This is a genomic window from Promicromonospora aerolata (assembly GCF_042682255.1).
GTDB lineage: Bacteria > Actinomycetota > Actinomycetes > Actinomycetales > Cellulomonadaceae > Promicromonospora > Promicromonospora aerolata.
On sequence record NZ_JBHUHF010000001.1, the window covers coordinates 5,342,258 to 5,366,416 of the forward strand.

Annotated in this window: 25 protein-coding genes and 1 pseudogene; 3 read left to right on the forward strand and 23 right to left on the reverse strand. The window is 66.9% G+C overall.

Annotation, left to right across the window (positions count from 1 at the left end; all coding sequences use genetic code 11):
• Positions 1-79: 79 nt before the first annotated feature.
• From ACFSL2_RS23680 to ACFSL2_RS23760, 17 genes and pseudogenes are all read right to left on the reverse strand, one after another.
• On the reverse strand, positions 80-1,549 hold the full coding sequence (locus ACFSL2_RS23680) for an SCO6880 family protein (protein ID WP_377200188.1): 1,470 nt from the start codon (positions 1,547-1,549) through the stop codon (positions 80-82).
• Between the two features lie 8 nt (positions 1,550-1,557).
• Complete coding sequence (locus ACFSL2_RS23685) at positions 1,558-3,021, reverse strand: conjugal transfer protein TrbL (RefSeq protein ID WP_377200189.1); 1,464 nt, start codon at positions 3,019-3,021, stop codon at positions 1,558-1,560.
• Positions 3,022-3,059: 38 nt separating this feature from the next.
• Positions 3,060-3,371, reverse strand: coding sequence for a DUF6112 family protein (locus tag ACFSL2_RS23690; RefSeq protein ID WP_209902329.1), 312 nt, complete (start codon positions 3,369-3,371; stop codon positions 3,060-3,062).
• 124 nt (positions 3,372-3,495) lie between these two features.
• Complete coding sequence (locus ACFSL2_RS23695) at positions 3,496-3,762, reverse strand: DUF6112 family protein (protein WP_377200190.1); 267 nt, start codon at positions 3,760-3,762, stop codon at positions 3,496-3,498.
• Positions 3,763-3,767: 5 nt separating this feature from the next.
• A complete protein-coding gene (locus ACFSL2_RS23700) occupies positions 3,768-5,435 on the reverse strand; it encodes a M23 family metallopeptidase (RefSeq protein ID WP_377200884.1) in 1,668 nt (555 codons plus the stop codon).
• Positions 5,436-5,455: 20 nt separating this feature from the next.
• Complete coding sequence (locus ACFSL2_RS23705; protein WP_377200191.1) at positions 5,456-6,148, reverse strand: hypothetical protein; 693 nt, start codon at positions 6,146-6,148, stop codon at positions 5,456-5,458.
• 52 nt (positions 6,149-6,200) lie between these two features.
• On the reverse strand, positions 6,201-7,214 hold the full coding sequence (locus ACFSL2_RS23710) for a ParB N-terminal domain-containing protein (protein WP_377200192.1): 1,014 nt from the start codon (positions 7,212-7,214) through the stop codon (positions 6,201-6,203).
• Complete coding sequence (locus tag ACFSL2_RS23715; protein ID WP_377200193.1) at positions 7,211-8,119, reverse strand: hypothetical protein; 909 nt, start codon at positions 8,117-8,119, stop codon at positions 7,211-7,213. Before ACFSL2_RS23715 ends, ACFSL2_RS23710 begins: the two co-directional genes overlap by 4 nt.
• Before the next feature lie 96 nt (positions 8,120-8,215).
• Positions 8,216-8,626: a hypothetical protein gene (locus tag ACFSL2_RS23720; RefSeq protein WP_377200194.1), complete on the reverse strand. Its 411-nt coding sequence runs from the start codon at positions 8,624-8,626 to the stop codon at positions 8,216-8,218.
• Positions 8,623-9,387, reverse strand: coding sequence for a DUF2637 domain-containing protein (locus ACFSL2_RS23725; RefSeq protein WP_377200195.1), 765 nt, complete (start codon positions 9,385-9,387; stop codon positions 8,623-8,625). Before ACFSL2_RS23725 ends, ACFSL2_RS23720 begins: the two co-directional genes overlap by 4 nt.
• Positions 9,387-10,331, reverse strand: coding sequence for a bifunctional DNA primase/polymerase (locus ACFSL2_RS23730; protein ID WP_377200196.1), 945 nt, complete (start codon positions 10,329-10,331; stop codon positions 9,387-9,389). Before ACFSL2_RS23730 ends, ACFSL2_RS23725 begins: the two co-directional genes overlap by 1 nt.
• On the reverse strand, positions 10,331-11,458 hold the full coding sequence (locus ACFSL2_RS23735; RefSeq protein ID WP_377200197.1) for an ArdC-like ssDNA-binding domain-containing protein: 1,128 nt from the start codon (positions 11,456-11,458) through the stop codon (positions 10,331-10,333). The genes ACFSL2_RS23730 and ACFSL2_RS23735 overlap by 1 nt, the downstream gene beginning before the upstream one ends.
• 236 nt (positions 11,459-11,694) lie before the next feature.
• Entirely contained in the window at positions 11,695-12,624 is a 930-nt protein-coding gene (locus tag ACFSL2_RS23740; RefSeq protein WP_377200198.1) for a helix-turn-helix transcriptional regulator, read from the reverse strand.
• An 86-nt stretch (positions 12,625-12,710) separates the two neighbouring features.
• Positions 12,711-12,868 (reverse strand): annotated as a pseudogene (locus tag ACFSL2_RS23745) (metal-sensitive transcriptional regulator); the annotation flags it as partial.
• A gap of 408 nt (positions 12,869-13,276) precedes the next feature.
• A complete protein-coding gene (locus tag ACFSL2_RS23750; protein ID WP_377200199.1) occupies positions 13,277-13,735 on the reverse strand; it encodes a GNAT family N-acetyltransferase in 459 nt (152 codons plus the stop codon).
• Between the two features lie 12 nt (positions 13,736-13,747).
• A complete protein-coding gene (locus ACFSL2_RS23755) occupies positions 13,748-14,170 on the reverse strand; it encodes a PaaI family thioesterase (protein WP_377200200.1) in 423 nt (140 codons plus the stop codon).
• A complete protein-coding gene (locus tag ACFSL2_RS23760) occupies positions 14,167-15,366 on the reverse strand; it encodes an MFS transporter (RefSeq protein ID WP_377200201.1) in 1,200 nt (399 codons plus the stop codon). Before ACFSL2_RS23760 ends, ACFSL2_RS23755 begins: the two co-directional genes overlap by 4 nt.
• A gap of 101 nt (positions 15,367-15,467) precedes the next feature.
• Between ACFSL2_RS23760 and ACFSL2_RS23765 the strand changes: the two genes are divergently transcribed.
• Positions 15,468-16,031 (forward strand): TetR/AcrR family transcriptional regulator, encoded by a 564-nt coding sequence (locus tag ACFSL2_RS23765; RefSeq protein WP_377200202.1) that lies wholly within the window; start codon positions 15,468-15,470, stop codon positions 16,029-16,031.
• A gap of 234 nt (positions 16,032-16,265) precedes the next feature.
• On the opposite strand, the gene ACFSL2_RS23770 is transcribed toward ACFSL2_RS23765, so the two are convergent.
• The 4 genes from ACFSL2_RS23770 to ACFSL2_RS23785 form a co-directional block, all read right to left on the reverse strand.
• Complete coding sequence (locus tag ACFSL2_RS23770) at positions 16,266-17,066, reverse strand: ArdC family protein (protein WP_377200203.1); 801 nt, start codon at positions 17,064-17,066, stop codon at positions 16,266-16,268.
• Positions 17,067-17,296: 230 nt separating this feature from the next.
• Positions 17,297-18,217 carry a helix-turn-helix transcriptional regulator gene (locus ACFSL2_RS23775; RefSeq protein ID WP_377200204.1) on the reverse strand — a complete coding sequence of 307 codons (921 nt, stop codon included), beginning with the start codon at positions 18,215-18,217 and terminating at the stop codon, positions 17,297-17,299.
• 182 nt (positions 18,218-18,399) lie between these two features.
• Entirely contained in the window at positions 18,400-19,788 is a 1,389-nt protein-coding gene (locus ACFSL2_RS23780) for an MFS transporter (protein ID WP_377200205.1), read from the reverse strand.
• 53 nt (positions 19,789-19,841) lie between these two features.
• Positions 19,842-20,372 (reverse strand): DoxX family protein, encoded by a 531-nt coding sequence (locus tag ACFSL2_RS23785; protein WP_377200206.1) that lies wholly within the window; start codon positions 20,370-20,372, stop codon positions 19,842-19,844.
• A gap of 118 nt (positions 20,373-20,490) precedes the next feature.
• On the opposite strand from ACFSL2_RS23785, the gene ACFSL2_RS23790 reads away from it, so the two are divergent.
• Positions 20,491-21,111 (forward strand): TetR/AcrR family transcriptional regulator, encoded by a 621-nt coding sequence (locus tag ACFSL2_RS23790; RefSeq protein WP_377200207.1) that lies wholly within the window; start codon positions 20,491-20,493, stop codon positions 21,109-21,111.
• 49 nt (positions 21,112-21,160) lie between these two features.
• On the opposite strand, the gene ACFSL2_RS23795 is transcribed toward ACFSL2_RS23790, so the two are convergent.
• Positions 21,161-22,453 (reverse strand): MFS transporter, encoded by a 1,293-nt coding sequence (locus ACFSL2_RS23795; protein WP_377200208.1) that lies wholly within the window; start codon positions 22,451-22,453, stop codon positions 21,161-21,163.
• A gap of 20 nt (positions 22,454-22,473) precedes the next feature.
• Here ACFSL2_RS23795 and ACFSL2_RS23800 point away from each other — a divergent pair, with 20 nt between their 5' ends.
• On the forward strand, positions 22,474-23,046 hold the full coding sequence (locus ACFSL2_RS23800) for a TetR/AcrR family transcriptional regulator (RefSeq protein ID WP_377200209.1): 573 nt from the start codon (positions 22,474-22,476) through the stop codon (positions 23,044-23,046).
• A 162-nt stretch (positions 23,047-23,208) separates the two neighbouring features.
• On the opposite strand, the gene ACFSL2_RS23805 is transcribed toward ACFSL2_RS23800, so the two are convergent.
• Complete coding sequence (locus tag ACFSL2_RS23805; protein WP_377200885.1) at positions 23,209-24,129, reverse strand: helix-turn-helix domain-containing protein; 921 nt, start codon at positions 24,127-24,129, stop codon at positions 23,209-23,211.
• Between the last annotated feature and the right edge of the window lie 30 nt (positions 24,130-24,159).

Genomic DNA, 24,159 nt, shown 5'->3' on the forward strand with positions numbered 1-24,159 from the left:
GCGACGAGCGAGTGCCCCGACATCCGGGGTCGCTGGTCAGGTGCACTCGCTCAGCCACACGACTGGCCCAGGCGTCGCGTCAGATGCGGCGGCACAGCGGCAGCGCGGCAGCGGTGAAGGCGGCGGCCTGCTGCCCGACGAGCAGCCGGGTCTCGCAGGAGGCCTGGATCGCGGCCTGCTCGATCGCCGCCACCCCGGCCTCCAGCTCCTCGACCGACGAGGCGGAGACGCTGATGAGGCCGGTGTAGCGCAGCACTCCGTGGCCAGCGGTCAGATCGGCCTCTTGCTGGAGCACGTCCTGGTACTCAGCGGTGTGGGCGGCGTCTTCGATCTGCCCGATCTTCGCCCGTTGGGCGTGGTCGGAGATGTGCTCGACCTTCTTCTTGCGGATGTCCCGGGCGGCCTGGTCGGAACGCATCGGGGTGCAGATCAGCGAGAACGACCGTTGGATGCCGGTCGAGAGCAACACCGGTGAGAGGAAGCCCGGGTAGACCATCGACCGCGGCCACTCCGAGACCCACAGCACCGCATGATGCGCCGAGTCGGTGCGTAGCCTCGTCCAGGACTCGTTGACCGCGACCGGTCCGGCGGTCGCAAGAGATTGGCCGAGTTCGCCGTGCCGCTCCAGGGTCGCGGCGATCGCGGGGTCGTATGCCCCGCGGAGGATGACCGCGACCTGACCGGGGGTGAGCCAACCGGATGGTGTCAGGTCGGACGAGCGGAGCGCCGCGACGAGGGTGGACATCTCTTGACGCAGGACTGCGGCGGCGCCGCGGATGCCGCCACCGGCGGTCCTGATCTGCCGGGCGGCGTTCTTCAGGTCCAGGCTCAGGGACAGCGTGGTGGCGTGCCTCTCGCCGGCGGGGCCTGCACGGTCGATGAGTTCGGCGTAGGTGGTGGCTGCCCAGGTGTCGTCGTCGGTCCCGTGAGCCTCCCACCATTCTGCGAGGCCGGTTCCCGAATCCGGCAGCGTGCGCTCCAGCACTTGGAGGGTGGCGATACGACCGGAGCGGCAGGCGGTGGCCAGGACGCGCCCCCAGGAGGTGACGCGGCGTTCCTGCTCGCCGGGATCGAGCAGCACGAACGCCGGATGCGACACCTCGCAGATCACCGTCAGGGTCTGCTGGTGGGGGTCGTGGATCATCCCAGCGTTCGTTTCGGGGTCGGTGTACTCGCGCAGCCTGGCCACGTCACCAGGTAGAGCGAGGGTGCCGACCGGACGCGGTGTCACTACGCGCCGCCGATACAGGAGCTGTCCGGCGGTAGTGCGCCAGAGCCACCAGAACGCCACTGGCAGCCACTCCACAGCCGGGCGTCCGGCGACGGGTATCCAGGTCAGCAGCGCGGCCAGCACCCAGATTGGTGCGGTGTAGGCCAGCAGGATGCCGCCACCGGCGTAGAGCGCGCCGACGAGAGAGAGCACGCCGATGGCCAGGGTGATGAGCTGGGATAGCGAGAGGCCCAGCAGCACGCCTCGACGGGTGAGGCGGGAGAACTTCACCGGCACCAGCTCCGAGGACACCGTGCGCTCGTTCTGCTTCGTGGTCATGGCCGCCCTTACTCCTTTCCGTTGGGCTTTGGAGCCGGTGGCGGTGGTTGCTTCGGCGGACGCGGCTGCGGCGTTGATGTGCCTGGCGAGGGCGTCTTCGGCTCCGCAGCGGGTGGAGCCTTGGGTGCCGACGAGGACGGCGGCGGTCCTGTCTGCGCGGGCGGTGGCGTGCTCCCGGTCTGCCCGGCGGCGTCTGCGGCGGTCTCGGCCTGGCCGCCGAGGGCTTTGCCGGCCTTGGGTCCGGCGGTGGCGGCGTCCTTGGCGACCTTGGCGCCGATCACGGCCGCGGCGGCCGGACCGGCCGCAGCAGCCCCCGCACCTGCTCCTGCTCCGCCGCTCGCGCCGCCTCCCGCGGACCCGCTCGCAGCAGCCTTGCCTCCGCCAGCTCCGGCAGTACCGCCAGAGGCCTGGGATGCGGGGTTCTTCGGCTGCGGCGGGTTCTTCCCACCGCCACCGCCTACGTTGTCGTTACCCCCGCCACCGGACTTGCTGCCCTCACCACCGTCGAGGACCTTCTTCGGCTCACCGCCGCCCTGGGGCTTGGTGGGTGTCGGGATGGGCCGGTTGAGTGCCTGTTTAGCGTCCTGCTCTGAACCGATCGCGTGGTACATGTCGAAGCCCACGAACGACAGGAACTTGTACGTCAGATACGGCGCGAACGCGGCCATCGCCATCAGCACGATCCCGGCGATCGGGTCGGACACCGAGGACAGGTCGCCATCGATCGGCGCGGACACTTGGGTGATCGCGACCAGGAACATGACGACGAGGACGAGCTTGGAGCAGATCAGGGCGATGACGAACATCGCCCACTTCCCGATCCACCCCCCCGTGGCATCCCACGAGGCGCCGGAGAACGCCAACGGTGCGAGCACGATCGCGACTAGCAGCAGTGCCTTCCGCACGAGGAGGGACAGCCACACGATGGCAGCAGCGGCAATCGCGAGACCGGCGAGGAAGATCGTGATGATCGCCCCGACACCGGGCGCGGCGATGTTAATGCCGACCAGCCCGGCCGCGAGCAGGGTGATCTTGTCGCCCATCGATTCGGTGGTCTCTCCGGCGGCCTGGATGATCCCAATGCAGAGCTGATCGACGATCTCCAACAACAACGCCGTCAGGGTGATGACGACGAACGAGCCGAGCACCGACTTGGCGAGCCCGAGCGCGGCGCGGGACAGTGCGGTGGGATCGCGACGGATCAGTCCGGTGATCAGTTGGAGGCAGAAGAAGATCAGCATCACGAACACCGCGATGCCGAACAGGATGTTGTAGACCGCCACGTACTCCGGCGACGTGACGTCGACCAGCGTGGTCGTGTCGAACACGGTCCAGACGGCCTCGAACAGCCAGCCGGCGGCGGCGCCCATGGCTTGGGCGAGCCAGTCGAACGGGGCCGCGACCAGGGACGCGGCGGCCTCGCCGGCGGTGTCGCACACGGACGAGATGATGGGGACGTCGCACACACCCACCGGAATCACTCCTCAAAGGACGAGTCGATTGGGGTGGGTCAGACCTGCTGGCCGACGTTCCAGAAGAAGTTGATCAGCGTCACCGACGCGCCGCAGATCACCGCGGCACCACAGGACACGAGGACGCCGACCTTGCCCCGGCCCGCCAGGTGCGGGTTGGAGGAGTTGGCGCCGAAGCCCCACACGATCGCCGAGATGATCAGCGCCAGGACGGACAGGATGAGACCGATGGTCATAACGGCGCCGACGATCGTGCGCAGCTGGGCGATGCCGGGCAGGCCGGAATCGTTGGGGTCGATGTTGATATCCATCGGCACGAGCGCTGGCAGGACGGTGATGAGATCGAACACGATGGTGTCTCCTGACGAACGGACCCGCCCGGGGGCGGGGAACACGGAAGGGGTTCGTCGGTCAGGTGCACCGCCAGCCCCTCCAGCTGCGCGGGACGGGACAGGTTCGAGGACGGGCAGGGCCTCAGAGCTGCTGGCCGAGGTCGAGGAGCCAGTTCATCCACGCCACCCCACCGCCAGCCAGAACCGCAGCTCCGAGCGCCGTCCAGGCCCCGATCCGTGCCTTGGTGGCGGCAGAGTGGTTGCCGTTGGCGGCGGCGATGGCCCAGACGATCGCGCAGACGATCAGCATCAGCACGGCGATCACCAAGACGAAGGTGAGTAGCGCACCGATCACCTCGCGCAGGTCACCGATCCCGCCCAATCCGTCGAAGTCCGGGAACACATCCATACCGCTCAGCTCCCCGACCGGACCGTGACATGCAGGTGGTCGTAATGCCCACCGGTGACATCGCCGGGGTCGTGCATGCCGCCGCCGCTGTAGTCGCGCCATCCCGCGTCGTCACGAGCGAGGGACCAGATCTTTCCCTGCCAGATCAGGTACTCGACGCCGAGGACTTCGGCGTGGTCCTTCATCCAGTTCGTGACCTGCCACCCGGCTTCGAGCTGCGCCGGAGTGGGGCGCTGGCCAATGGCGTTACCGAAGGTCAGATCGCAGGCCCGCCCCAGCGGGTGTTCGGAGACGGTGCCGGGCCGCGGCGAGTAGCAGACCCAGGAGGTGTCGGGGAACGCGGCGGTGGCCTGGGTGTAGAGGTGCAGGAGGCGGGCGGTGATCCGTCCGTCGCTGGTGGGGTCGTCTACGAGGCGGCCCGGGTCACCGTCGACCGGGTCGGGCTCATCGCCGGGATTCCCGGTGTCGGAATCACAGCCGCCCGGGGCGTCGGTGGCGGGTTCGGGCAGGTCGGCGGCGTCGTGCGCGTTGAGCCAGGCGGCCGGATCGCTGTGCTCGCCGTCGGTGCCGCCCGGTCGGACCTCGAAGTGCAGATGCGGACCCGTGCTGTTGCCGGAAGAGCCGACATCACCGATGTGCTGGCCAGCAGTCACCTGGTCACCGGGAGACACGTGAATGCCGGTCTCCCACATGTGCCCGTACGCCGTCGCGACCGTCTGGCCGGCGATGGAGTGCTCGATGACGATGAGGCCGCCGTAACCACCGCTGAACTGCGCGACGGTGACGGTGCCGTCGGCTGCGGCCAGGATCGGAGTACCGTCCGGTGCGGCGAAGTCCGTGCCGGCGTGGAACGAACTCTCCCCGGAGATCGGATGAACCCGCGGCCCGTACTCGCTGGTCAGCACCCACGTGCCCTCCGGCAGCGGGAACACCACCCGCGAGGACTCCGCCGCCGTCGCCGCTGGAACCACCGTGCCGCCGGTCGACGTCCCCGCATTGACGGCGTCGGTGATCGTGGGGGTGGCGCCAGTGAGGGTGGTCAGGATGGTCTCGGCGACGGGCTCATAGTTGCGGTACCGGTCGGGATACGCGGAGACTTCGACGGCTTGGGCGGCCTCGCCCTTTTCCATCTTCTCCCACCCGGGGATATCCAGCAGCCCCCTGGGGCTCGGGTAGTTCGGGCCGTCAGGTCCGCCGAAGAACGCCCGAGCCTGATAGGTCGGGTCCATCAGCTCGGCGACCGTGCCCCACCCGGACTGCGGGCGCATCTGGAACAGACCGAGGCTGTCGTGATCGGAGCCGTCGCCGTCGTTGGGGTAGTTCGCCGATTCCGGGTAGGCGCTGGTGTTGGCGAGCTGTCGGAGGGTGGATTCGGTAAGCGCGGCCATCAGCGCGATGACGAGGCCGTCACGGGCGATACCCTCGATGCTCGTGCCGGTCTCGATGATCGTCGCCGCATGCGTCAACTGCGCCTGGTTCAACGTGAAGGTCTCACCGTTCGCTGTTGTGACGGTGAGTTCTTCGGGCACGTCGCCGACCGTGACGCCGCTACCGGTGACGGTGCAGGTGGCGGTGGCGGTGGCGGCAGGGTTCATCACCACCCCGACCCCGACCAGCACGAGCGACGGGGCCAGGAACACCAGAGCGAGGGCAGCGAAGGCGAGCTTCTTCATCACGAGCGATCACCTCGCGCCTATCGGAGCGGGTTGTCGAGTTGGGACAACCGGAGCAGGTGGCAGGTGTCGTAGGTCGGGGCGCAGATGAGGAACACGGTGAACGCCACCGAATGTTCGGAGGTGACCTCTTCGTCGTTCCAGAGACCTTCGCGGTGGCGGGTGCCCTCGATCGTGTACGCGATCGTGCCCGGCGCGAGTTGGCTCGGCTGGGCCTGCGCGACGGCCGTGTCCCAGTCGTCGGGAACGAACAGGTTATCGATGGTCAGGTGCTGGGCGGTGGCGTACTGGCGCAGCTCGATCCAGGCCTCCCGGTTCGGCAGGTAGCTGGCAATGTCGGAGGCGAGCCCAGCCTGCTCGGCGCCCGTGGGGTCGCCGACGGCGAGGATGACGGAGGTGTAGTCCAGAGGCATGAACCCGGAGGCGGTGTCCCAAGCGAACAGCGCCTCGGCGACATTGCGGGCGAAGGGCTCCGGATCATCCGACGCGGCCACGGTCGGCAGCTGCGGCGTCGCGGTGGGCGCCGGGTCACTGGGCATGGTGACCACTGGCCCGGGTTCGGTCCCGCCATCGCTGCCTGGGTCACTGGTGGGTGGTCCGGTGATCAGGCCGTAGACGCCGACACCGGTCAGCAGGAGGACCGCCACGGCAGCGGCGAGCACGGCGACCACACGGTGTCGGGAACGGGGGTCGGAGAGGTCGGGAGTCTTCATGCCCGGTAGGTGCACCATGAGCACCCGCGATCGCGCAGATGCTCAGCTCAGATCAGAGGGCGCGCAGGTGTCCCCGCGCTGGGACCGATTCGATGTCGGTGCGTCGGTCGCGGGCGGCGCGCAGTTCCTCAGCGAACCGGCTCGTGCCCTCAGCGGTCGCAAGGAAGGAGTCGATTTGCTCGGCGGTGAGTTCGGCGGTGAGCTGGTCGATGTCGTAGTGGGTCCACCAGTCGGTCAGTTCGGTCCAGGTCAGCACGAACGCCCGCACCGGGTACCGCACCGGCTCACCACCATCGTCGGTTACTGGTTTAGGCCGGGGGGTGCGCTTCTTCGTCTTCGCGTTCTTGGCGCGTGCGAGCGCGTCGGTGGCGAGCTGGTGCAGGTCGGCCTCGCGATGCTCTTGAGCGGCCTCGACAGCGGTGCGGACAGCGTCGTAGATCGGGTGCACCGGCGCGCCGCCGTCGATGCGCTCCAGCTCAGCGGTCACCTGTTCGCGCAGGTCGGCGGGCTGGGTGGGGTCGTCGGCGATCTTCTGGAGGTAGCCGATCTTCTCCAGCGTGGTGTGGGACGCACCGCCGGGAATCATCGCGGCTGCCTGCTCGCGGCTCTTCCCGGGTGCGCCGTGTGACGGTGGTGCAAAATGTGCACCGCCGTTACTTCCCGGTTGATTTTCGGTGCTGAACCGGGCCGAAGCCTGCCGGCGGGCGGCGTCCTCGGCCATCAGCGCTTTCAGTTCCCGATACAGCGCAGCCGCCTCGGTCTGGGTCAGCGGCTTGTGCAGGACGTTGTCGTCCTGCTCGGCGAGGAGATGTCCGAGTCGGTCGGAGATGCCGGAGCGGACCCAGACGTTGGTGGTCTTCCAGCCGAGCTGCTTGATCGCCGCCAACCGGCGCGCACCACAGACGAGCACACCGTCTGGGGTGATGGTGACGGGTTGCAGGAGGCCGCCGCGGTCGATGGAGGCGGCCAGCTCATCGATGTCACCCAGCTCGGCACGGTGCCGCCGGCCGACCATGATCGAGACGACCGTGCGCTCCAACTCGATGTGCCCCGCTGTCGCACTCACGACTGGCCACCTCCGCGGTCGCCGCAGCCGCCCGGTGCTGCGAGAGAGACGGCGAGGATGAGATCGTCGTCGCGCAGCAGCACCGGCAGTGTCTCGCCGATCAGCAGCCGCAGCAGCACGCCCCGACCCGTCGCGGTGGCAGCGTAAGCGGGGTGGGGGTTGCCCAGTAGCGTCTTCAGCAAGGTGGTCCAGGAGCCGCCGGGGATGTCGAGGAGGGCGCGGGCGTGCTTGTCGCGCCGCAGCGCCTCGTAGGTGGCCGGGCGGGTGCCGGTTCTCGTCAGCGCTCCGCACACGTGCTCAACTGCGGCTCGCGAGACCGCTGGGGGCCAGCCCAGGAGGCTGAGCAGGGCGATCGTGTCCTCGACCGCAGAGGACGCGGATGTGCACGCCCGCGTCGCGGTCGGGGAAGTCTCCTCGGGCGCTGCCGCTCCGTCATCGTCGAAGGCGGACGCATGGTCGCTGATCTGGAACGCCGGGTGGTAGTTGGTCAGGGGGTTGTCGCGATCGGAGAAGCGTTCGGGGTCGTGGAACGCCGAGACGTGTGGGCGCCTGGCCTGGTGGACCGAGCACAGCAGCCCGTGGGCGCGTTCTTCGAAGACGGAGGTGATCCGCACTGCGTGGGTGACCACGGCCCATGGATCAACGGCCTCTCGTGCTGCTTTGGTGCGCATCACGTCGAACGCTGCGCTGGCGGCCTCCCAGGGGTCCAATCCGTGCTTGTGAGCCAGCGGTGCGTACTTCTCCGCGGTGAAGATCATCAGGTCCGCGGCGATGGGGTCGTGCTCCCACGCGCCCGGCCCGGCGGCGTGGAGCTGGTGCAGCAGCGTGCGCAGGCCCTCGCTGGTCGTGAAGTTCTCGCCGGGCTCGGTCGTCGTGTCAGTGGTGGTGTGCGTGTTCTCGGTCATGGTCGGGGCACCTCCTGACAAGCAGGTGCGCACGCCGTCCCCAAGAACGACGTTCGTGCTGCGTGCCTTGGTGGTGCGCATGACCGGCTCCCCTGCTCAGCTCATCCCGACCCCAGGCCTCAACGGAGCGTCCTGAGGGTGGTGGCTGCGGCCAAAGGCCGACAGCGACGGCAGCCGGCGCGCCCGATCTCCGAGACCCCGTAGGCCCGTGGCCGTGGTGGTGCGGGTGCGGCGGGCCAGCTCGACCTCGAAGTCGATACCCCGGCCGGCCAACGCTGCGCCGTGGCGGGTCAGCAGGTCCGTGGGCCGCACCCACTCCACACCCCGTACACGGCGGCCCGCGCCCTGAATCGGCGTCTCGTCGTTGCCACGGAGGCGGGCGGTCTTCGCAACCTGCACCGCCTCGGGTGCCTCAACCTGTTCCACGGGCTCCGTGGCGGTGCGGCTCGTGTCCGGCTCGGCCGATCGTTCGCGGTGGGCTTGCTGCTGGTCGTGGTCGGTACTCATGAGTCCTTTGCCTCCTGCGCATTGGTGTCTACGGCGTCATCGAGCAGGTGCGCGGCGGCGAACCACCGACCGACCGTCGACGCGTGCACACCGAGTTCGCGGGCGATCCTCTTGTTCGACCACCCCCGTCGCCGAAGCTCCTGTGCGCGTTCGCGACGACCCGGCCCAGCGATGACCTGATCCGGGCGACGGCCGCTCCCCAACGAGGACACTGGTCGTGATGCATTGCCATCCGCCGGACCGGGTGTCGTCATCTCGACGCGGCTTGGCTCCTCAACGAAGGCGGCGAGAGGCCCCCGCACCTGCTCGGCAGGTGCGTGGCCGCGGGGCATGGCCTCGTCGGGCACCGGTCGGGTGAGGATGACCGTCAGGTGGGTGATCGCCAGCAGCACCACCGGCGGTACCGCCGCGACCGCAGCGGCCAGCACACCGGGGACATCGGCATCGGCGGCGACGACGGCGTGGATCGCATTCGCGGTCACCGACACGGCGGCGCCACCGGTCAACAGCGCCCACGGATACCACGCCGATCGGTGACCGGCGAGGGCGACGACGGCGACGGTGGCGACGACGATGATCCCGTCGACGATCAGGGGCCACGCCCACGCCTGCCCCGCACCGACCCCAGACCTTGCAGCCAGATCAGCCAGTGCAGTGAAGGACAGCCAGAACGCGCCGGCAGCGATAAACACCGTCCCTGCTACGGCGGTGAGCACAGCCCAGCGCCGGCCCGTCTGCCTGTCGAGGGCGTGCGCCGTCATCACAGTCCCCGCACCCTCGACGGCGACTGGCGTGTGGTGTCTTGGGCGAACCAGCCATCGGCTGCCAGCGGCGAGGTGCCCCGCACCGGCGACGACGATTCCCGCGTGCCGAGGGCGGCAGTGCGATAGGCAGAGCGCACGGTCGTGGCGATCTCCCGCTCACCCAGCCCCGCTTCCGAAGCCGCCGCCGACAGTACGTCCAGTCCGTCCGAGGCGGGGATGCCGCTCTCGGCGAGGCGGCACGCGGCCCAGAACAGGCCACGGTTGCGTTCGCCCTCACCACGGGCGGCGACCCACGCCGCCAGCCGTGACACATCCACCTCCCACGCCACACCCTGGCTCGCCGAGCGACGAAGTGCCGGGCGGGGGTCGAGGAAGTCCCGCAGCCGATCTGCGTCCAGGCTGGTGGCGGGGCCGGTGTTGATCGTGTTCACCAGATAACGAATCTCGGTGCCGTTGATGAATTGGCGCGACGGCGGGGCGATGATGTAGCCGCCGTCGCCGCGGAAGTCGATCCCGGCACGTGCGGCCTGCCAGGACCGCTGCTCCGACTCCAGGATGGCCGGGAAGTAGGCGTGCATCCCGCCCGACGGGGAATGCACCAAGAACTTCCACCCGTCGACAAGCCCGGCCCTGTCCGCGCGATCAAATGCCTCGTAACCGTTGACCGGGCCGTGCACGTCGACGTCGACGACAACGACACCCGAGGCGGCGCCGGTGGGCAGGCCGATGTTCGCCGTTGGCGTCTGCCTCCACCACGCCTCCACCTGGCCGGGATCAGTTGTCGCATCGAGCAATCCGTGCTCGGCGATCGGGCGCTTCCCGCCCGGCAGGCACGGGAACACCGGAACCGCGGCGGCCGCGTACTCCCGCGCGGCCGCCGACAGTGGCCAGGATTCGTTCATCCGCAACAGGGCGGCAGCGAACGCACCATGCTCAGGCATCACAGCCCCCGCACCGAACCTGGCGACACGGCCGCGGGCTCTGGTTCCGGCAGTGGTTCCACCCGCCGCCGCGACGCTGGCCGTGCAGGCGCCGACCGCTCGTGCGTGACCTGGTCGCGGGCCGGCGGGGCGTGCTGTGGTGCCTCGCGGTCAAGCCCCGGCGGCGTCCCGTCATTGACCTGGGCGGTGTCGAGCTGGTCCAAGATCGTCGAGGCGGTCTTGCGGACTCGCTCGCCGGTGGCTTTGACGATCTCGACCGGTTCCTTGCCATCCACCCTGGCCGCCCACGTCGAGACGTACGGGATGGTGTAGCCGCTGGTATCCATGTGATGGGCAGCGCCGATCATCAGCGCGACTGATTCGGCCTCAACCTCCCCGATGCCACGGTGCTGGCGAGCATCCTCCTGGTCAGGGCCGTGGAGCAGAACGTGACCGAGTTCGTGGGCGAGGGTCTTGACCTGCGCGGCGGGGTCCATGTTCTCGCGGACCGCGACCGTCTTCGCGGTGTAGTCGGTCATCCCGTTGGCGCCGTGGATCATGCCCTCGTGGGGCACCCGCAGCACCTCGAACCCGCGCTCCTCAACCAGCTCGGCCAGGCCATCCCAGAGTCCTGCCGGTGCTTCCCCTTCCAGCAGTTTCGGTGCCGGCGGCTCCGGGATCGGATCGCCGGAGGTCTGGGAGGCGTCCCAGACGTAGGCGGGCTTGGCGGTGATCATCTTCGACCGCACCACCTCACCCGGCCGAGGTTTCTCGCCATTGCCGAGCCGCCGCCACGACTCTGGATCGGATGGTGTGGAGGTCGCGAATCGGCCGGTGACCGGGGCGAAAATCATGTATCCCGGCTGGCCCTTCTGCACCTGCCGACCCAGGCCCTGCCACTGCCGATATCCGGCCACATACGACGGCATCGGCTCCGGAACACGACCCGCCTCGTAACCCGCCCCATGCTGCGCCCAGATCAACAGCGTGTTCGAGAATGATCTCGCTCTGAACCGCGCTGCGAAGGTGAGCGCGCGGCGCCAGTCGTCGCCGGAGACGAGCTGTTCGACAGCACCGGTCAGGCGCTCGTGCAGCTCGTCGAGCTTGGCTTCTCGTGCGGCTTGGGCTTGCTCCCGTGTCTTGACCATCGCCCCGGTCTCCTCCCGCTACCCTGAGCACCGAGCCGATCGGGCTCGGTGACCATCAGGTGCGCCAGGAACACCAGAAACGTGAGACGGACAACGGAAGGACGATGTGACCGTCAGGCGCGGCGGTGAACCCGACGTGTCTCCACCGGACTACCAGCCCATTAGTCGCAACGGGTCAGGGACCGCCAATGATGCGGATGCGCGTATCGCCGATGCGGACATGTGTATCGCGCGGCTCAGGCTATGGCCGGCTGCCGGCTGAGCTGCCGGTACCGGGTCGGGGTCACCCCAACCGCCTGGCGGAACATCCGAGCGGCATGGCCCCGGCTGTACCAGCCGACCTCCCGCATCGCCTGCTCGACCGGCGTATCGGTCTGGCGCAGCAGACGCGCCAACCGTTCGGCACGCACCGTCGACAGGTACGTCATCGGGGTTTTCCCATAGGCATCCACGAAAACCCGACCGAGCTGCGATGGGGACAAATGCACCGCAGCAGCCAGCCCTCGGAGTGTCCACCGCTGTTCGGATGCCCCGCGAAGCAGTTCGACGGCCTGCCGTGCCTCGGCGCGCAACGGCGCGAACTGATGAAGAGCGGGTGGACCAGGGTGGCGGGAGGCCTTCCGCTGGGTCGACGAGCGACGCATCGGGGTGGTCCTCACGTAGGGAGTGATCACGTCGAGCACCGCGAACAACAACGCCTGAAGTCGGTAGAACCCGTCCGGTGACGGCCCGTCGAGACTGAGGGTGACCAGCTCGTCGAGCCAGGCCGTGAGCATGCCGGCGCGCTCTTTGCCGAGGTGGAGTACTTGGGCGGGCTCGGAGTACAACTCGTCGGCGAAGTCCTGCGCGTCGAACCGGTCGTCCAGTAATGCGGCGTGCTGCCAGAACACCTGATCGATGATGTAGTCCCGATCCAGGTAGAGCGTGGTGACGGTGACCGAGTCTTCGGGTTCGCCGCCGCACAAGATGCTTGCGCCGAGTGCGATGACGTCACCGATGGTGACGAGCTGCTCACCGAATTCGCTGAGCAGGAACGCCGAGCCGTGTCGGACGAAGATGAGTTCTAGGCAGTTGTAGGCGACAGGGTCGATGGTCTGGTAGAAGGATCGTGTGCGCGCGATGATCGGGGTAAAACCGCCCCACGATGGGGATGGTGACTGCATCATGGTGCGCTCCGGCTCTGTGCGTTGTCACGCCGATACCGTTACACCGCTGGGGTATTCACAGGCACCAGCGGCCTAGAGTGGACGGCGACGCAGTGCCTGAAGTGGTCGTCAAGTAGTCCGAGGGCAACGTTCTCCAAGGCACCGCTTGTAAGGGCACTGATCTGGGTGAGGATGTCGATGCAACAGGTGTCCTCGTCGACATGCGGTGGATACCGCGGGCCTGTACCTCGACGCGCTTGAGTCGGGTCTTGGTAGTTATCGTGGGTGCTCCTGATCCGTGGGTTGTGCTCAAAATGGGTGGTGGCGGGCGCCCCCCTGGATCCAACACGTACGTGAATCGGAACGCGCGATGGCGGTGCGCCGGGAAGTCCATCAATAGGTGCCCCGAAGGTGGAGTTCACACCCGCCGAACTCGGCATATCGCTCGACGAACCACTGAGCCCGCTCTGTGCCTGCGGATGCCGGGACAACAAGCGCCTGCAAACCGTCCGAAGCGAAGCAATCGCTGTGGTTGAGCCCGCGATGTCTGTGACTGTGCTGACCGGCGGTTCTCCTTCCAGGGCTTTACGGATCGAGTCTCGATTGCGGCGTTGTCGGCGCCGCCATGTCCATACTTCTTCCACTCTCGAAGCCGATCCACGAGTTCGGGTGTTTATAGAGTCGCGTCGTAGGTGACCCAGTTTGTTGTTCGCGCGATGCTGTCGTACAACTTCTGCGCCGGGTGGTTGTCGTCGGCGGTGATCCAGCGGACGACTGAAAGATCGTTCTCGCGCGCGTTCTGGGTGAGCTGGTCGATGAGTGCTCGCCCCAGGCCTTGGCCCCGGGCGTCCGGGTCGGTAAAGAGGTCGTCGAGCCAGAGCCCGGTGGTCCCGGTGGAGGGCCTGGCGAACTTTCGGTAATGGGCGATCCCACTCACCGCGGTGCCAAGCACGGCGACGAGCCCGTGTGTCTCATGGCTTGGATCGTTGAGCCACGTCCAGACCCGGTCGACGACGACTTCGGAGGCGGGCAGCTTGTAGAACTCTCGATAGGCCCGGAAGAGTTCGCGCCAGCGCGCCTCGTCCGCAGGCTCAATAGGACGGATGGTAGGTCGGTTTGGCTGATATGACATCGTGGCCTCGGTTCAGTGTTGCGTCGGTGACGGCGTTTTTGGGCTGAGCAAGATTTGCAGGCATCGGAAGGTCGCGATGTCACATGACTCGTCGTGCTGGAGTTGGCTGACGGTGGCGTCCCATAACTGTGTGGTGGAGCCGCCATGGCGCATCGTGGCGATGACCGTCAGCGTGTCGCCAACCTGGGCCGACCCAACGTAGTGCGCGGTCAGGTCTGCGGTTGCGAACCCTGACCGGCCGGCGGGGAGCGAGGCCAAACAACCGTACCCGCAGGCGGTGTCGGCCAACGCGACGACAGAGGCGGCGTGCACCAGCCCGTTCGGCGCCAGATGCTTGGCGTGCACCACCATGGTCGCTACCGCCGACCCCGGTTCGGCCTTGATGTCGTCTACGTCGAGGAGTTCTGGAAGTCCTTCGGTGGTTGGAGTGGTCATGGCGTGCGTGCCTCGATTCTGATGTTGGCGCTGACGACTAGGGCGAGGGTCAGGCCGGCTATTGCGGCCAGACCCACGAGAATCCCGATCAGCGAGACATGGGGGACCAAGAGCGCGATCGGAAGGGGAATGAGGTAGCCGAGGTAGGTCAGCGCCTGGTAGATCGCTGTGTTGCGTCCCAGCTGTTCCGGTGGGCTCGCCCTCATGACCTCGTGCAGCCCGCAGGTTTGGCAGGCGCCGTAGCTCAGCCCGAGCACGATGCACGCCACTACGGTCAACGTCAGTGACTGCGCGGTGACCGCCCACGCTCCTAACAGCAGCCCACCGGTGGCGAGTGACATAGCGGTGGCCAGCAGGTGCGTGAGCTTTTCGTGGAGGCGGGCGACGAGCATCTGGATGCTGACGCCCGCAATCGCGGGTAGCGGTGTGACTAGGGCGCTGAACGTCAGGGGGTCGCCGGTGCCGCTGGAGTGGATGGCGCCGGGCAGGATGGCGAGGGCTATCGATGCGGTGATGAAGACCCATGGGGCCAAAGGCAACACGATCCAGGCAAAGCGGGGGTCTCGGAGTCCCAGACCTCCGTCGCGTTCTTCGAGGTCGACCGCCGGGCCGGCGGCGCTGGCATCCACACGGCCGTAGGTACGGCTGATGACCACCAGAGTCACCGCGACGAGCACGAGGTGTGGCACGTAGACCCATACCGCTGGGGCCCTCGCGCCGGCAGCCACGAGGCCGGAAGCCAAGAGGCCGACGATCAACGGGCCACCGGCGAATCCGAATGTCATGGCGGCGACTGCTCTGCGCGGGCCATGGTGGCCGGAAGTTGTCTCCTTGACCCAGGCTGTGCCGGCGCTGAATCCAATACCGCAGGCAAGGCCTGCCAGCAGCCTGCCCAGATGCAGCCAGGCATGGGCTGCGGGACCACACATCAGCAGGGCGGAGGACACGCTAACCCCGATCAAAGCCAGCATCACCACGGGGGCCCGCCCGCGGTGATCCGACCACCGCCCGCCGATGAACAATCCGGGCACGAGTCCGACTGCGTAGAGCACGAACATCCCCTGCGCCTGGGCCGCGTTCACGCCAAGCTCGGACTGGTACATCACGATCAGCGGCGCGAACTGGTTCGAGCCCCAGCCCATCGCGAGCAGCGCCAGCAAGGCACCGCCGGACGGGCCGTGAAGTCGTTGAAGCATCCAATTCCTATCTAGAGCGCTCATCATAGTAGAACGATTGCTATAGTAGCGTGATGACTAGTTGCCGTCAAAGCACCCGCTCGAACAGTCGCGACCGACTGGTGGTCTCCGCCCTGCGCTTGCTGCAAAAACAGGGGTACGCGAGCACCGGTGTCAGCGAGATAGCTCGCGAAGGCCATGCGCCGATGGGCTCCTTCTACCATCACTTCCCCGGCGGCAAGGAGGAGCTTGCGGTCGCCGCCATGACGGTCGGCGCCCAAGAGTTCGAGGCCCTCCTGTCACAGGCACTGGAGAGCTCGGACGACCTGGCGGAGTGTCTCGCACGCATCGCCTCCGATACCGCGGACACGCTGCAGTTGAGCAGTTGGGAACGCGGATGCCCGGTGGCGACGACCGCCTTGGAAACGGTGTTTGTGAGTGTCGAACTCCAGAGGACTGCCGCCGAAGCTTTCGAGCGCTGGACCGATCTGATTCGTGCCCGAATGAGCCAGGCGGGATACTCCGCCGATGATGCCGCCGAACTGGCGACAACCGTACTCGCAATGGTCGAAGGCGCAGAATTGCTCGCCAGAGTTCACCGATCCACTGAACCCCTGGCGTTAGTAGCCAACTCCCTGCGCCGACTGACTTGGCAGGCCGCCGCAGGGGAGCCCGGATCAGCGTGACCTCCGTCCTGTTCTGGCCCTGGCTTGTTCTGGCAGATCAACAACGGCAGCAACCGCAGAGTCACGCTAAGCAGAGACGATCTCAAACCAGACTCTCGGCATGTTGGCTCGCCTTGCCAACGACATCAACTGAGCCGAGCACTACGAGGCCGCGACCGCCGCTCCCAGCATGGTCCTTGGTTTCGACGCACCCTCAGTTTGAGCTTCCCGCGGAGACAGCGCCACGCTCGACCATCACAACCCCCGCCCCTCAACCACCGGGACCGGGCGTGCACCTGCGTCAGGCAACGGCGCAGCCTGCTGAGGTGTTGGGCGTGTGAGTCCGGGTGCTCCGCGGTGGGCCACGTCTCGGTCCAAGCCCGGCGGAGTGCCGTCGGCGACCTGCGTGGTGTCGAGCCGATCCAGGACCGCCAGGGCGGTCTTGCGGACCCGCTCACCGGTGGCCTTCACAACTTCGACGGGTTCCTTGCCATCCACCCGTGCGGCCCAGGTCGACACGTACGGGATCGTGTACCCGGAGGCGGGGGCGTCGCCTTCCAGCAGCCGCGGCGCCGGTGGCTCGGGCATCGGGTCACCGGTGGTCTGACTCGCGTCCCACACGTAGGCGGAGCGAACGCCGACCATCCGCGTGCGCACGACCTCACCGGGCCGAGGCTTCTCACCCTTGCCCAGACGCCGCCACGACTCCGCATCCGCTGGGGTAGCGGTGGCGAAGCGGTCGGTGACCGGGGCGAGAATCTGATACCCCGGTTGGCCCTTCTGCACCTGTCTGCCAAGGCCCTGCCATTGCTGGTACCCGGCCACATAGGACGAGAAGGGCTCGGGCACGAGGCCGGCCTCGTAGGCGCCCTGGTGCTGTTCCCAGATCAGCAGGGTGTTAGAGAACGATCTGGTTCTGAAGTGTGCTGCGAATGCGAGCGCGCGAGTCCAGTCCTCGCCGGAGACGAGCTGCTCGACCGCGCCGGTCAGGCGCTCGTGCAGCTCGTCGAGCTTCGCCTCCCGTGCGGCTTTGGTTTGCTCCCGTGTCGTGGCCATCGTCGTGTCCTCCCGATACCCTGAGCACCGGGCCGAGCTGGGCCTCGGTGACCATCAGGTGCGCCGGGATCACCAGCAAGACGAGACGGACAACGGACGATGTGACCGTCAGGCGTGTGGTGAACCCGACGAGTCTGTTCCGGACTATCAGCTCGTCAGTGGTCTCGGTTGCTGGGGCAGGTGATGGTGCGGATACCTGTATCGGAGTTGCGGTGATCTGTATCGCTGCCTCAGGTAGCAGCTTTCTGGCGGGCCAGTTGTCGGTAACGTGTCGGGGTGACACCGACGGCTTGGCGGAACATGCGCGCGGCGTGGCCTCGGCTGTGCCAGCCGACCTGTCGCATCGCCTCCTCGATCGGCAGATCGGTCTCACGCAGGAAGCGGGCGAGATGTTCAGCGCGGACGGTGGCCAGGTAGGTCATGGGGGTCTTGCCGTAGGCGTCGACGAAGACGCGTCCGAGCTGGGAAGGCGATAGATGAACAGCATCGGCGATGCTCTGGAGTGTCCATCGTTCAGCGGGCGTTCCGCTCAGCAGTTCCGCCGCTTCTCGTGCCTCAACTCGTAACGGTTCGAGCTTTCGGTGGCACGCAGGACTCGGATTCGCTGCTCTGCGCTGAGTCTCTGATCGGCGCATGGGTGTCGTTTTCACATAGGGCGTGATGACATCGAGCACCGCGAACAGCAGCGCCTGCATCCGGTAGAACCGATCCGGTGACGGCCCATCCAGGCTCAGAGCCACCAGTTCGTCGAGCCAGGGCATGAGCATCCCGGCTCGGTCCTCGCCGAGGTGGAGTATCTGTGCGGGTTCGGAGTAGAACTCATCGGCAAAGTCCTGCGCCTCCAGCCTGTCAGCCAGCAGAGCCGTGTGCTGCCAGAAGACCTGGTCGATCACGTAGTCACGGTCCAGATAGACAGTCGTGACGGTGATCGAGCCCTCGGGCTCACTCCCATACAGGGTGTTCGAGGCGAGGGCGACGATATCGCCGACGTTGACCGGCTTCTCGCCGAACTCACTGAGCAGGATCGCCGATCCGTGCCGGACGAAGATCAATAACACGCACTCATAGGCCACCGAGGCGACGCTGCGATGCACAGTTTGTGTCCGCGCTCGGATCGGGGTGGGCGGATGACCAAGCCGGCGGGGCCGCATCTGTCTACGTCATGCTCGGTCGTACGTTGGGGCTCCGCGAGGCGTGAACTGAACTTGCCGTCCAATTAGCAGACAGACCAGCCGGGTGCAGCAGGAGTTGCCAGCAAGCAGTGCGACGGCTTTCATGAGCTGGTCGCGTCCCGTGCCGATTTCCTCATGGTCCGGATAGTTGCCGACCTGGATCACGTGTTCTCTGACTGACGCCGGATGACGCCCGGGCCAGAGGTGCGCAAACCGAACAGGGTGATGATCATCGCGATGAGCGCGACTCCGGCATCGATGAGGTATCCAGCGGTGTACGTCGCTTGCTGCGAACTCGGCTGGAAACCGCTGGCCAGTGATGAGGCGACGGCGACGATGATGGCGATGCCCAGTGCGAACCCGACTTGCTGTGCGGAGTTGACGACTCCCGACGCCGCGCCGTGATCACGCGACGTCACGCCGTTGGTCGCTGCGATCATCGCCGTGGTGAAGCCGATGCCGAGTCCGAGTCCGGCCAGTGCGAATCCAGGAAGCACGTTGAGCAGGTAGCTTCCGGCTGCTGGGGCGGGGCTGAGTAGGAGTGCACTCAGGCCGATGAGAGCCACCCCGATTGTGAGCATCCAGTTGAGCCCGATTCGGTGAAGGACCCGGGAGGTCAGTGTGGCGCCGAGGACGACGAGGACGCTATTCGGCAGGAAGGCGAAGCCTGTCTGCAGGGCCGAGTATCCGAGCGAGTTCTGCACGTACAGGGTGGTGAAGAACAGGTGCGAGGCGATGATGGCGTTCAGGAGCAGGACCACGACGTTGGCGGGCGCGAGTCCCGGTGCCCGGAACAGTCGAAACGGGAGTATCGGTTGTTCGGTGCGTCGTTCGACCAGGCCGAACGCACCGAGCAGGGCGACGACACTAAGTGCCATCCAGGCTGTGACCGGCGTGAGGCCGCGTTGCTCGATCTGGGTGGCGGTGTAGATCAGCAAGGCGAGGCCGCCTGTGACGAGGACCGAGCCCAGCAGGTCGAGGTGTCGCTCCGTCGTCGGTGGCGTGCTCGCCCCGATGATTCGGGGTGCAGCGATCACGATGGCCACGCCCACGGGGACGTTGATGAAGAAGACCCACTCCCATCCCAGGGCTGAGGTCAGCACGCCGCCGACGATGAGGCCGGCGGCACCCGCGGCGCCGCCGGTCGCCCCCCAAACACCCAGCGCTGTGTTGCGGTTCTTCCCTTCGGCGAACTCGGTGGTGAGGAGTGCGAGTGCTGCCGAAGACACGAGGGCGCTGCCGATGCCCTGCAACGCGCGCGCTCCGAGCATCCACTCGCTCGTGGGAGCAAGCCCGCAGGCCAGCGATGCGACCGTGAAGACCAGGAGGCCGATGAGGAAGAAGCGTCTGCGGCCGAACAGGTCCGCCATGCGTCCGGCGAGGATGAGGAATCCGCCGAACGTCAGCGCGTACAGGGAGATCACGTACTGCAATTGCGCATCGGAGCCGAAGTGCAAGTCTCTGCCGATAGCGGGCAGAGCCACGTTGACGATGGTCGTGTCGAGGACGACCATGAACTGCGCTCCGCACAGCAGGACGAGGGTGAGCACGCTGAACGACGACCGCTGTCGACGCGACTCCGGGTCATTCCGGCTCGTATCAGTCATGGCATGCCCGCTTGTTCATGGCCCTCCTGAGCCGAGGGGATTTGACGTTCGCGCGAGGCGAGGACGGCGATCGCGGCGACCACACCGACGGCGGCGCCGCCGAGGCCCCACGCCCAGCCGGTCGCCGGGAGTCTGAGCACGGAATCAACCGAGAGCGCGCCTGGGCCGTGGACGGCGATTCCGGTCGCGACGACCGCTGTCACCAGCGGGTACTCGTACCCACCGTTCTGCGCCCAGAGACCGTTGCTCCCATGCGCGGCTACCGCCGCATTCATCATCACTCCGACCACGGCTGCAGCCGCCACCGCCGTTGCTGTGCCGGTTGCGAGGGCCAGACCGGCGACGAGCTCGGTCAGGCCAGCCAGGACGCACATGGCACGTCCTCCCCGGTAGCCCATCGCGCCGAACTGCCGAGCCGTCTCAGCCGGGTCGCCTCCACCGAACCAGCCGAAGAGTTTCTGAACACCGTGGCCGGCCAGCAGTCCACCAACCACCACGCGAATCAGCAGCAACCCCACGTCGTCCATGATTTACCTCCTGTATCCGGATTACTATCCGCTTCTACTATACGGATAGCTATCCGGATGTCAATCGACTCCGGTAGGATCGAGGTGAGGTTCGCCGAAGGAGTAGGAGGGCACACCCGTGGCAACGACAGCGTCGGCGACGGCACGCGCCAGCGGCCTAGGGTCACGCGCCGAGCGTGCGGACGCGGCGCGGAACCGAGGACGGATTCTCGCCGCTGCCGAAGAGCTCGTCGCGGCCAAGGGCGTCGCCGCCCTGACGATGAACGAGGTCGCGGCGGCCGCCGGGGTGGGTGTCGGCACGGTGTACCGCCGCTTCGAGGACCAGGGCGGCTTGGTCGAGGCGATGATGGACGAGCGCGAGCGACGCCTACAGGAAGCGATGGCAAGCGGGCCGCCGCCGCTGGGCCCAGGTGCCGAGCCAGTCGAACGCATCCGGGCGTTTCTCCATGCGTACGTCGATGTCTTGGACACCTATGGGCCATTGATGGCGGCCGCCGAGGCGACCATGTCGCCGGAAAGACGACATCGCAGCGGTCCCTACACGGTCCACCGCGAACATCTAGCGTCACTGATTCATGAGGCTTCTCCCGATGCGGACGCGGAGTATCTGGCGCAGGCTCTCCTCGCGCCGCTGGCTGCTGGCACGTTCGTCCAGCAGCGCGAACAGCAAGGGATGAGGCTCGCGCGCATAAAAGCCGGGCTCGATGACCTGGTCCGCGGGCTCCCGGTTCCCGCGTGAATCTGGACGGCCTAGAACGGCTCATCGAAGAGCAGGGCCTCGATGAATGTCAAGGCCGGGTGTGCGATGACCCGGCTCTTTGCTTCTGTGGTCGTCCAAACGCCGAGAGTGCGATGGCAAGGAGGGCAAGTGCTGCCGCGATCCAGATGACGTGGTCGGCTCCGACACCCTCGATCCCGGCAGCGCCGACGAGTCCCGACGTGCCGATGGCGAGGTAGAGAACGGCCTGGTTCAACGACAGCACGACCGGAGCTCTGTCGGGGTCGTGGGAGATGAGTCGGTGTTGTTGCGGAGTGGTGATCGCGAAGGCCGCGATGCCATAGAACCCGATTGCGATAAGCGACCAGGCGTAGACGGTCTGGGTGAAGGCAATCATCGCAAAGCTGAGGATCAGCCACAGCAAGGCGACGAGTACGACCAGCGAGCCGCCGTACCGGTCCACCAGGCGACCCGCCGCGAGATTGCCGATGGCGCCCGTCACGCCCAAAGTGGTCATCAGCAGCCCGAGTCGCAACCCGTCACCGCTGGTGGCTGGGTCGAAGATCGCACCGATGTAGGTGTAGGGGATGTAGACGGCCGTGAAGGCCACCAAGGTGGTGGCCAGCAGCGCCAGCACGCGGCGGTCGCGCAGCGGAGCCAGTCGCTGTCGGAGCCCACTGGTGTCGGTGCTCCCCACAGAATGAGGGATGAGGATCGCCACGCCGATAACGCCGAGCACGGCGACACCAGCCGCTAGCCACATGGTGATTCGCCAGCCATACAGCGCACCGATCGCGGTGCCGGCTGGTGCCCCGAAGGCGACAGCGAGGGTAAAACCGGTCACCACTGCTGCGATCGCACGCCCTCCGGCGTCCTTCGAAACCAGGTCGGCGGCGGTGACCGACGCGTTGGGGATGAACAGGCCGGTGCCCACGGCCGCGACGATCTGCCCAGCCAGCAGAAACCCGAAGGTCGGTGCCAGGGCGGTGGCAACGGCGCCGACCAAGTACGCCAGACCAGCGGTCACCAGCACTCGCTTGCGGGGCCACTTCGCGGTGACCGTAGTCAAGATTGGAGCCGCGAGGGCGCAGGTGAGCGCGAAGACGGTGACCACCTGCCCCGCCGTGCTGTAGTTCAGAGCGAAGTCTGCGGCGAACAGCGGGATAAGGCCGGCCAGCACGAATTCGCCCGTGCCGATGACGAACACGCCCAGGGCAAGCACGAACACCCCGGCGGGTAGACGGTGCGCTCGGTGCGCGTCCTTCTCTTCGACATATTTCACAGGTGGTGTTCGCTTCCTCTCCAGATGGAACCGGTCGGTACCGTTCTTGTAACGGTACCGACCGGTTCCGTCTGGAGTCAAGTGCCACTACGCTGGAGGGCATGGCGGTCAAAGCGCGACAGAGGCTCCTGGAGACGGCTGGGAAGCTCTTCTACTCCGAGGGTGTGCGAGCAGTGGGCCTTGAGCGACTCCTAGAGGAGTCCGGGGTCGGCCGAGCATCGTTCTACCGACACTTCGCGAGCAAGGACGAACTGGTCGCCGCGATGCTCGATGACTATGACGCCGAGTACCGCACCTGGCTACGAACGCGCGTCAGTGAGCTGGGCAATGAACCGCTCGCGGTGTTTGATGCGGTCGCCGAACGCGCACGACTCACCCGCTTCAGAGGGTGCGCCTTCATCAACACGATGGCCGAGGTCACCGACCCCGATGATCCCATTCACTGCCGCGCCGCGTCACACAAAGCCGCCGTCACCGACTACCTCGCAGAGCTGTTGGACACGGCAGGCATCGAAGCGGCCGACGACCTCGCAGGCCGGTGGATGCTGCTTCTCGACGGTGCCGTCGTGACCGCCAGCTATCGGCAGAATGGCAGAGTTTTCGCAGAAGCGAAGTCCATCGCCAGTGCCGTTCTCGCCGCCAAGTCACCGAAGTCCGCCACATCACCCCAGTGATGGCACAACACGCGACCCTTTGCACGAGGGATGCGCACGACCAGGTGAGGCAACGAGACGGGGGTGAGTCTGGACTCGAAAACCGTCGGTGGTCCAACCGCCGGGCTGTCCAGCCCTCACCGACGACACGCGTCTTGCCTATGCGACGATCTGTGTCGAGGTTCAGGCGATGGACTTCTCCCTGCTGAGCTGCCGGTAACGGGTCGGTGTGACGCCAACAGCCTGGCGGAACATCCGGGCGGCGTGGCCCCGGCTGTGCCAGCCGGCCTGACGCATTGCTGTCTCGACAGGTAGGTCGGTCTCGCGTAGCAGCCGTGCCAATCGCTCGGCGCGCACTGTCGAGAGGTAGGTCATTGGTGTTTTGCCGTAGGCGTCTACGAAGACCCGGCCGAGCTGGGACGGCGACAAGTGCACGGCAGCGGCGAGCCTCTGAAGGGTCCACCGCTCCTCGGGGTGGTGACGGAGCAGTTTGAGCGCCTGCCGGGCTTCGGTGCGCAACGGCGCGAACTGACGAAGCGATGGAGAGCCGGGCCGGCGGGAGGTCTTCCGCTGGTTGGGCGTGCGGCGCACCGGGGTGGTCCTCACGTAGGGGGTGGTCACGTCGAGCACCGCGAAGAGTAGGGCTTGCATCCGGTAGAACCGACCCGATGATGCGCCGTCGATGCTGAGTTCCACCAGCTCGTCGAGCCATGGCATGAGCATCGCGGCGCGGTCCTCGCCGAGGTGGAGTATCTGGGCTGGCGCGGAGTACAGCTCGTCGGCGAAATCCTGCGCGTCCCACCGATCCGTGAGCAGCGCGGCGTGCTGCCAGAACACCTGGTCGATGATGTAGTCGCGGTCGAGGTAGAGGGTGCTGACGGTGATCGAGCCTTCGGGTTCGCTTCCGCACAACGTGTTTGCAGCAAGGGCAATGACGTCACCGACTTTAACGGGTTTCTCGCCGAACTCGCTGAGCAGGATCGCGGACCCCGCGCGGACGAAGATGACCTTCACGCAGTCGTAGGCGACCGGACTGATGGGGTGGTGAACGGCGGTGGTTCGCGCAACGATCGGTGCGAACCGCAGTTCGGTTCGGACCGTCATGTTGTCGAGCACCGTGGTGGAGCGTCGATG

Excerpts from the sequence above, each read along its gene's own strand:
- ACFSL2_RS23705 (WP_377200191.1), bottom strand. The coding sequence starts at position 6,148 with ATGAAGACTCCCGACCTCTCCGACCCCCGTTCCCGACACCGTGTGGTC.
- ACFSL2_RS23775 (WP_377200204.1), bottom strand. The coding sequence starts at position 18,217 with ATGCGGCCCCGCCGGCTTGGTCATCCGCCCACCCCGATCCGAGCGCGG.
- ACFSL2_RS23750 (WP_377200199.1), bottom strand. The coding sequence starts at position 13,735 with ATGTCATATCAGCCAAACCGACCTACCATCCGTCCTATTGAGCCTGCG.
- ACFSL2_RS23725 (WP_377200195.1), bottom strand. The coding sequence starts at position 9,387 with ATGACGGCGCACGCCCTCGACAGGCAGACGGGCCGGCGCTGGGCTGTG.
- ACFSL2_RS23730 (WP_377200196.1), bottom strand. The coding sequence starts at position 10,331 with ATGCCTGAGCATGGTGCGTTCGCTGCCGCCCTGTTGCGGATGAACGAA.
- ACFSL2_RS23760 (WP_377200201.1), bottom strand. The coding sequence starts at position 15,366 with ATGCTTCAACGACTTCACGGCCCGTCCGGCGGTGCCTTGCTGGCGCTG.
- ACFSL2_RS23785 (WP_377200206.1), bottom strand. The coding sequence starts at position 20,372 with ATGGACGACGTGGGGTTGCTGCTGATTCGCGTGGTGGTTGGTGGACTG.
- ACFSL2_RS23770 (WP_377200203.1), bottom strand. The coding sequence starts at position 17,066 with ATGGCCACGACACGGGAGCAAACCAAAGCCGCACGGGAGGCGAAGCTC.
- ACFSL2_RS23680 (WP_377200188.1), bottom strand. The coding sequence starts at position 1,549 with ATGACCACGAAGCAGAACGAGCGCACGGTGTCCTCGGAGCTGGTGCCG.
- ACFSL2_RS23720 (WP_377200194.1), bottom strand. The coding sequence starts at position 8,626 with ATGAGTACCGACCACGACCAGCAGCAAGCCCACCGCGAACGATCGGCC.
- ACFSL2_RS23700 (WP_377200884.1), bottom strand. The coding sequence starts at position 5,435 with ATGAAGAAGCTCGCCTTCGCTGCCCTCGCTCTGGTGTTCCTGGCCCCG.
- ACFSL2_RS23740 (WP_377200198.1), bottom strand. The coding sequence starts at position 12,624 with ATGATGCAGTCACCATCCCCATCGTGGGGCGGTTTTACCCCGATCATC.
- ACFSL2_RS23800 (WP_377200209.1), top strand. The coding sequence starts at position 22,474 with ATGGCGGTCAAAGCGCGACAGAGGCTCCTGGAGACGGCTGGGAAGCTC.
- ACFSL2_RS23805 (WP_377200885.1), bottom strand. The coding sequence starts at position 24,129 with ATGACGGTCCGAACCGAACTGCGGTTCGCACCGATCGTTGCGCGAACC.
- ACFSL2_RS23755 (WP_377200200.1), bottom strand. The coding sequence starts at position 14,170 with ATGACCACTCCAACCACCGAAGGACTTCCAGAACTCCTCGACGTAGAC.
- ACFSL2_RS23695 (WP_377200190.1), bottom strand. The coding sequence starts at position 3,762 with ATGGATGTGTTCCCGGACTTCGACGGATTGGGCGGGATCGGTGACCTG.
- ACFSL2_RS23715 (WP_377200193.1), bottom strand. The coding sequence starts at position 8,119 with ATGACCGAGAACACGCACACCACCACTGACACGACGACCGAGCCCGGC.
- ACFSL2_RS23735 (WP_377200197.1), bottom strand. The coding sequence starts at position 11,458 with ATGGTCAAGACACGGGAGCAAGCCCAAGCCGCACGAGAAGCCAAGCTC.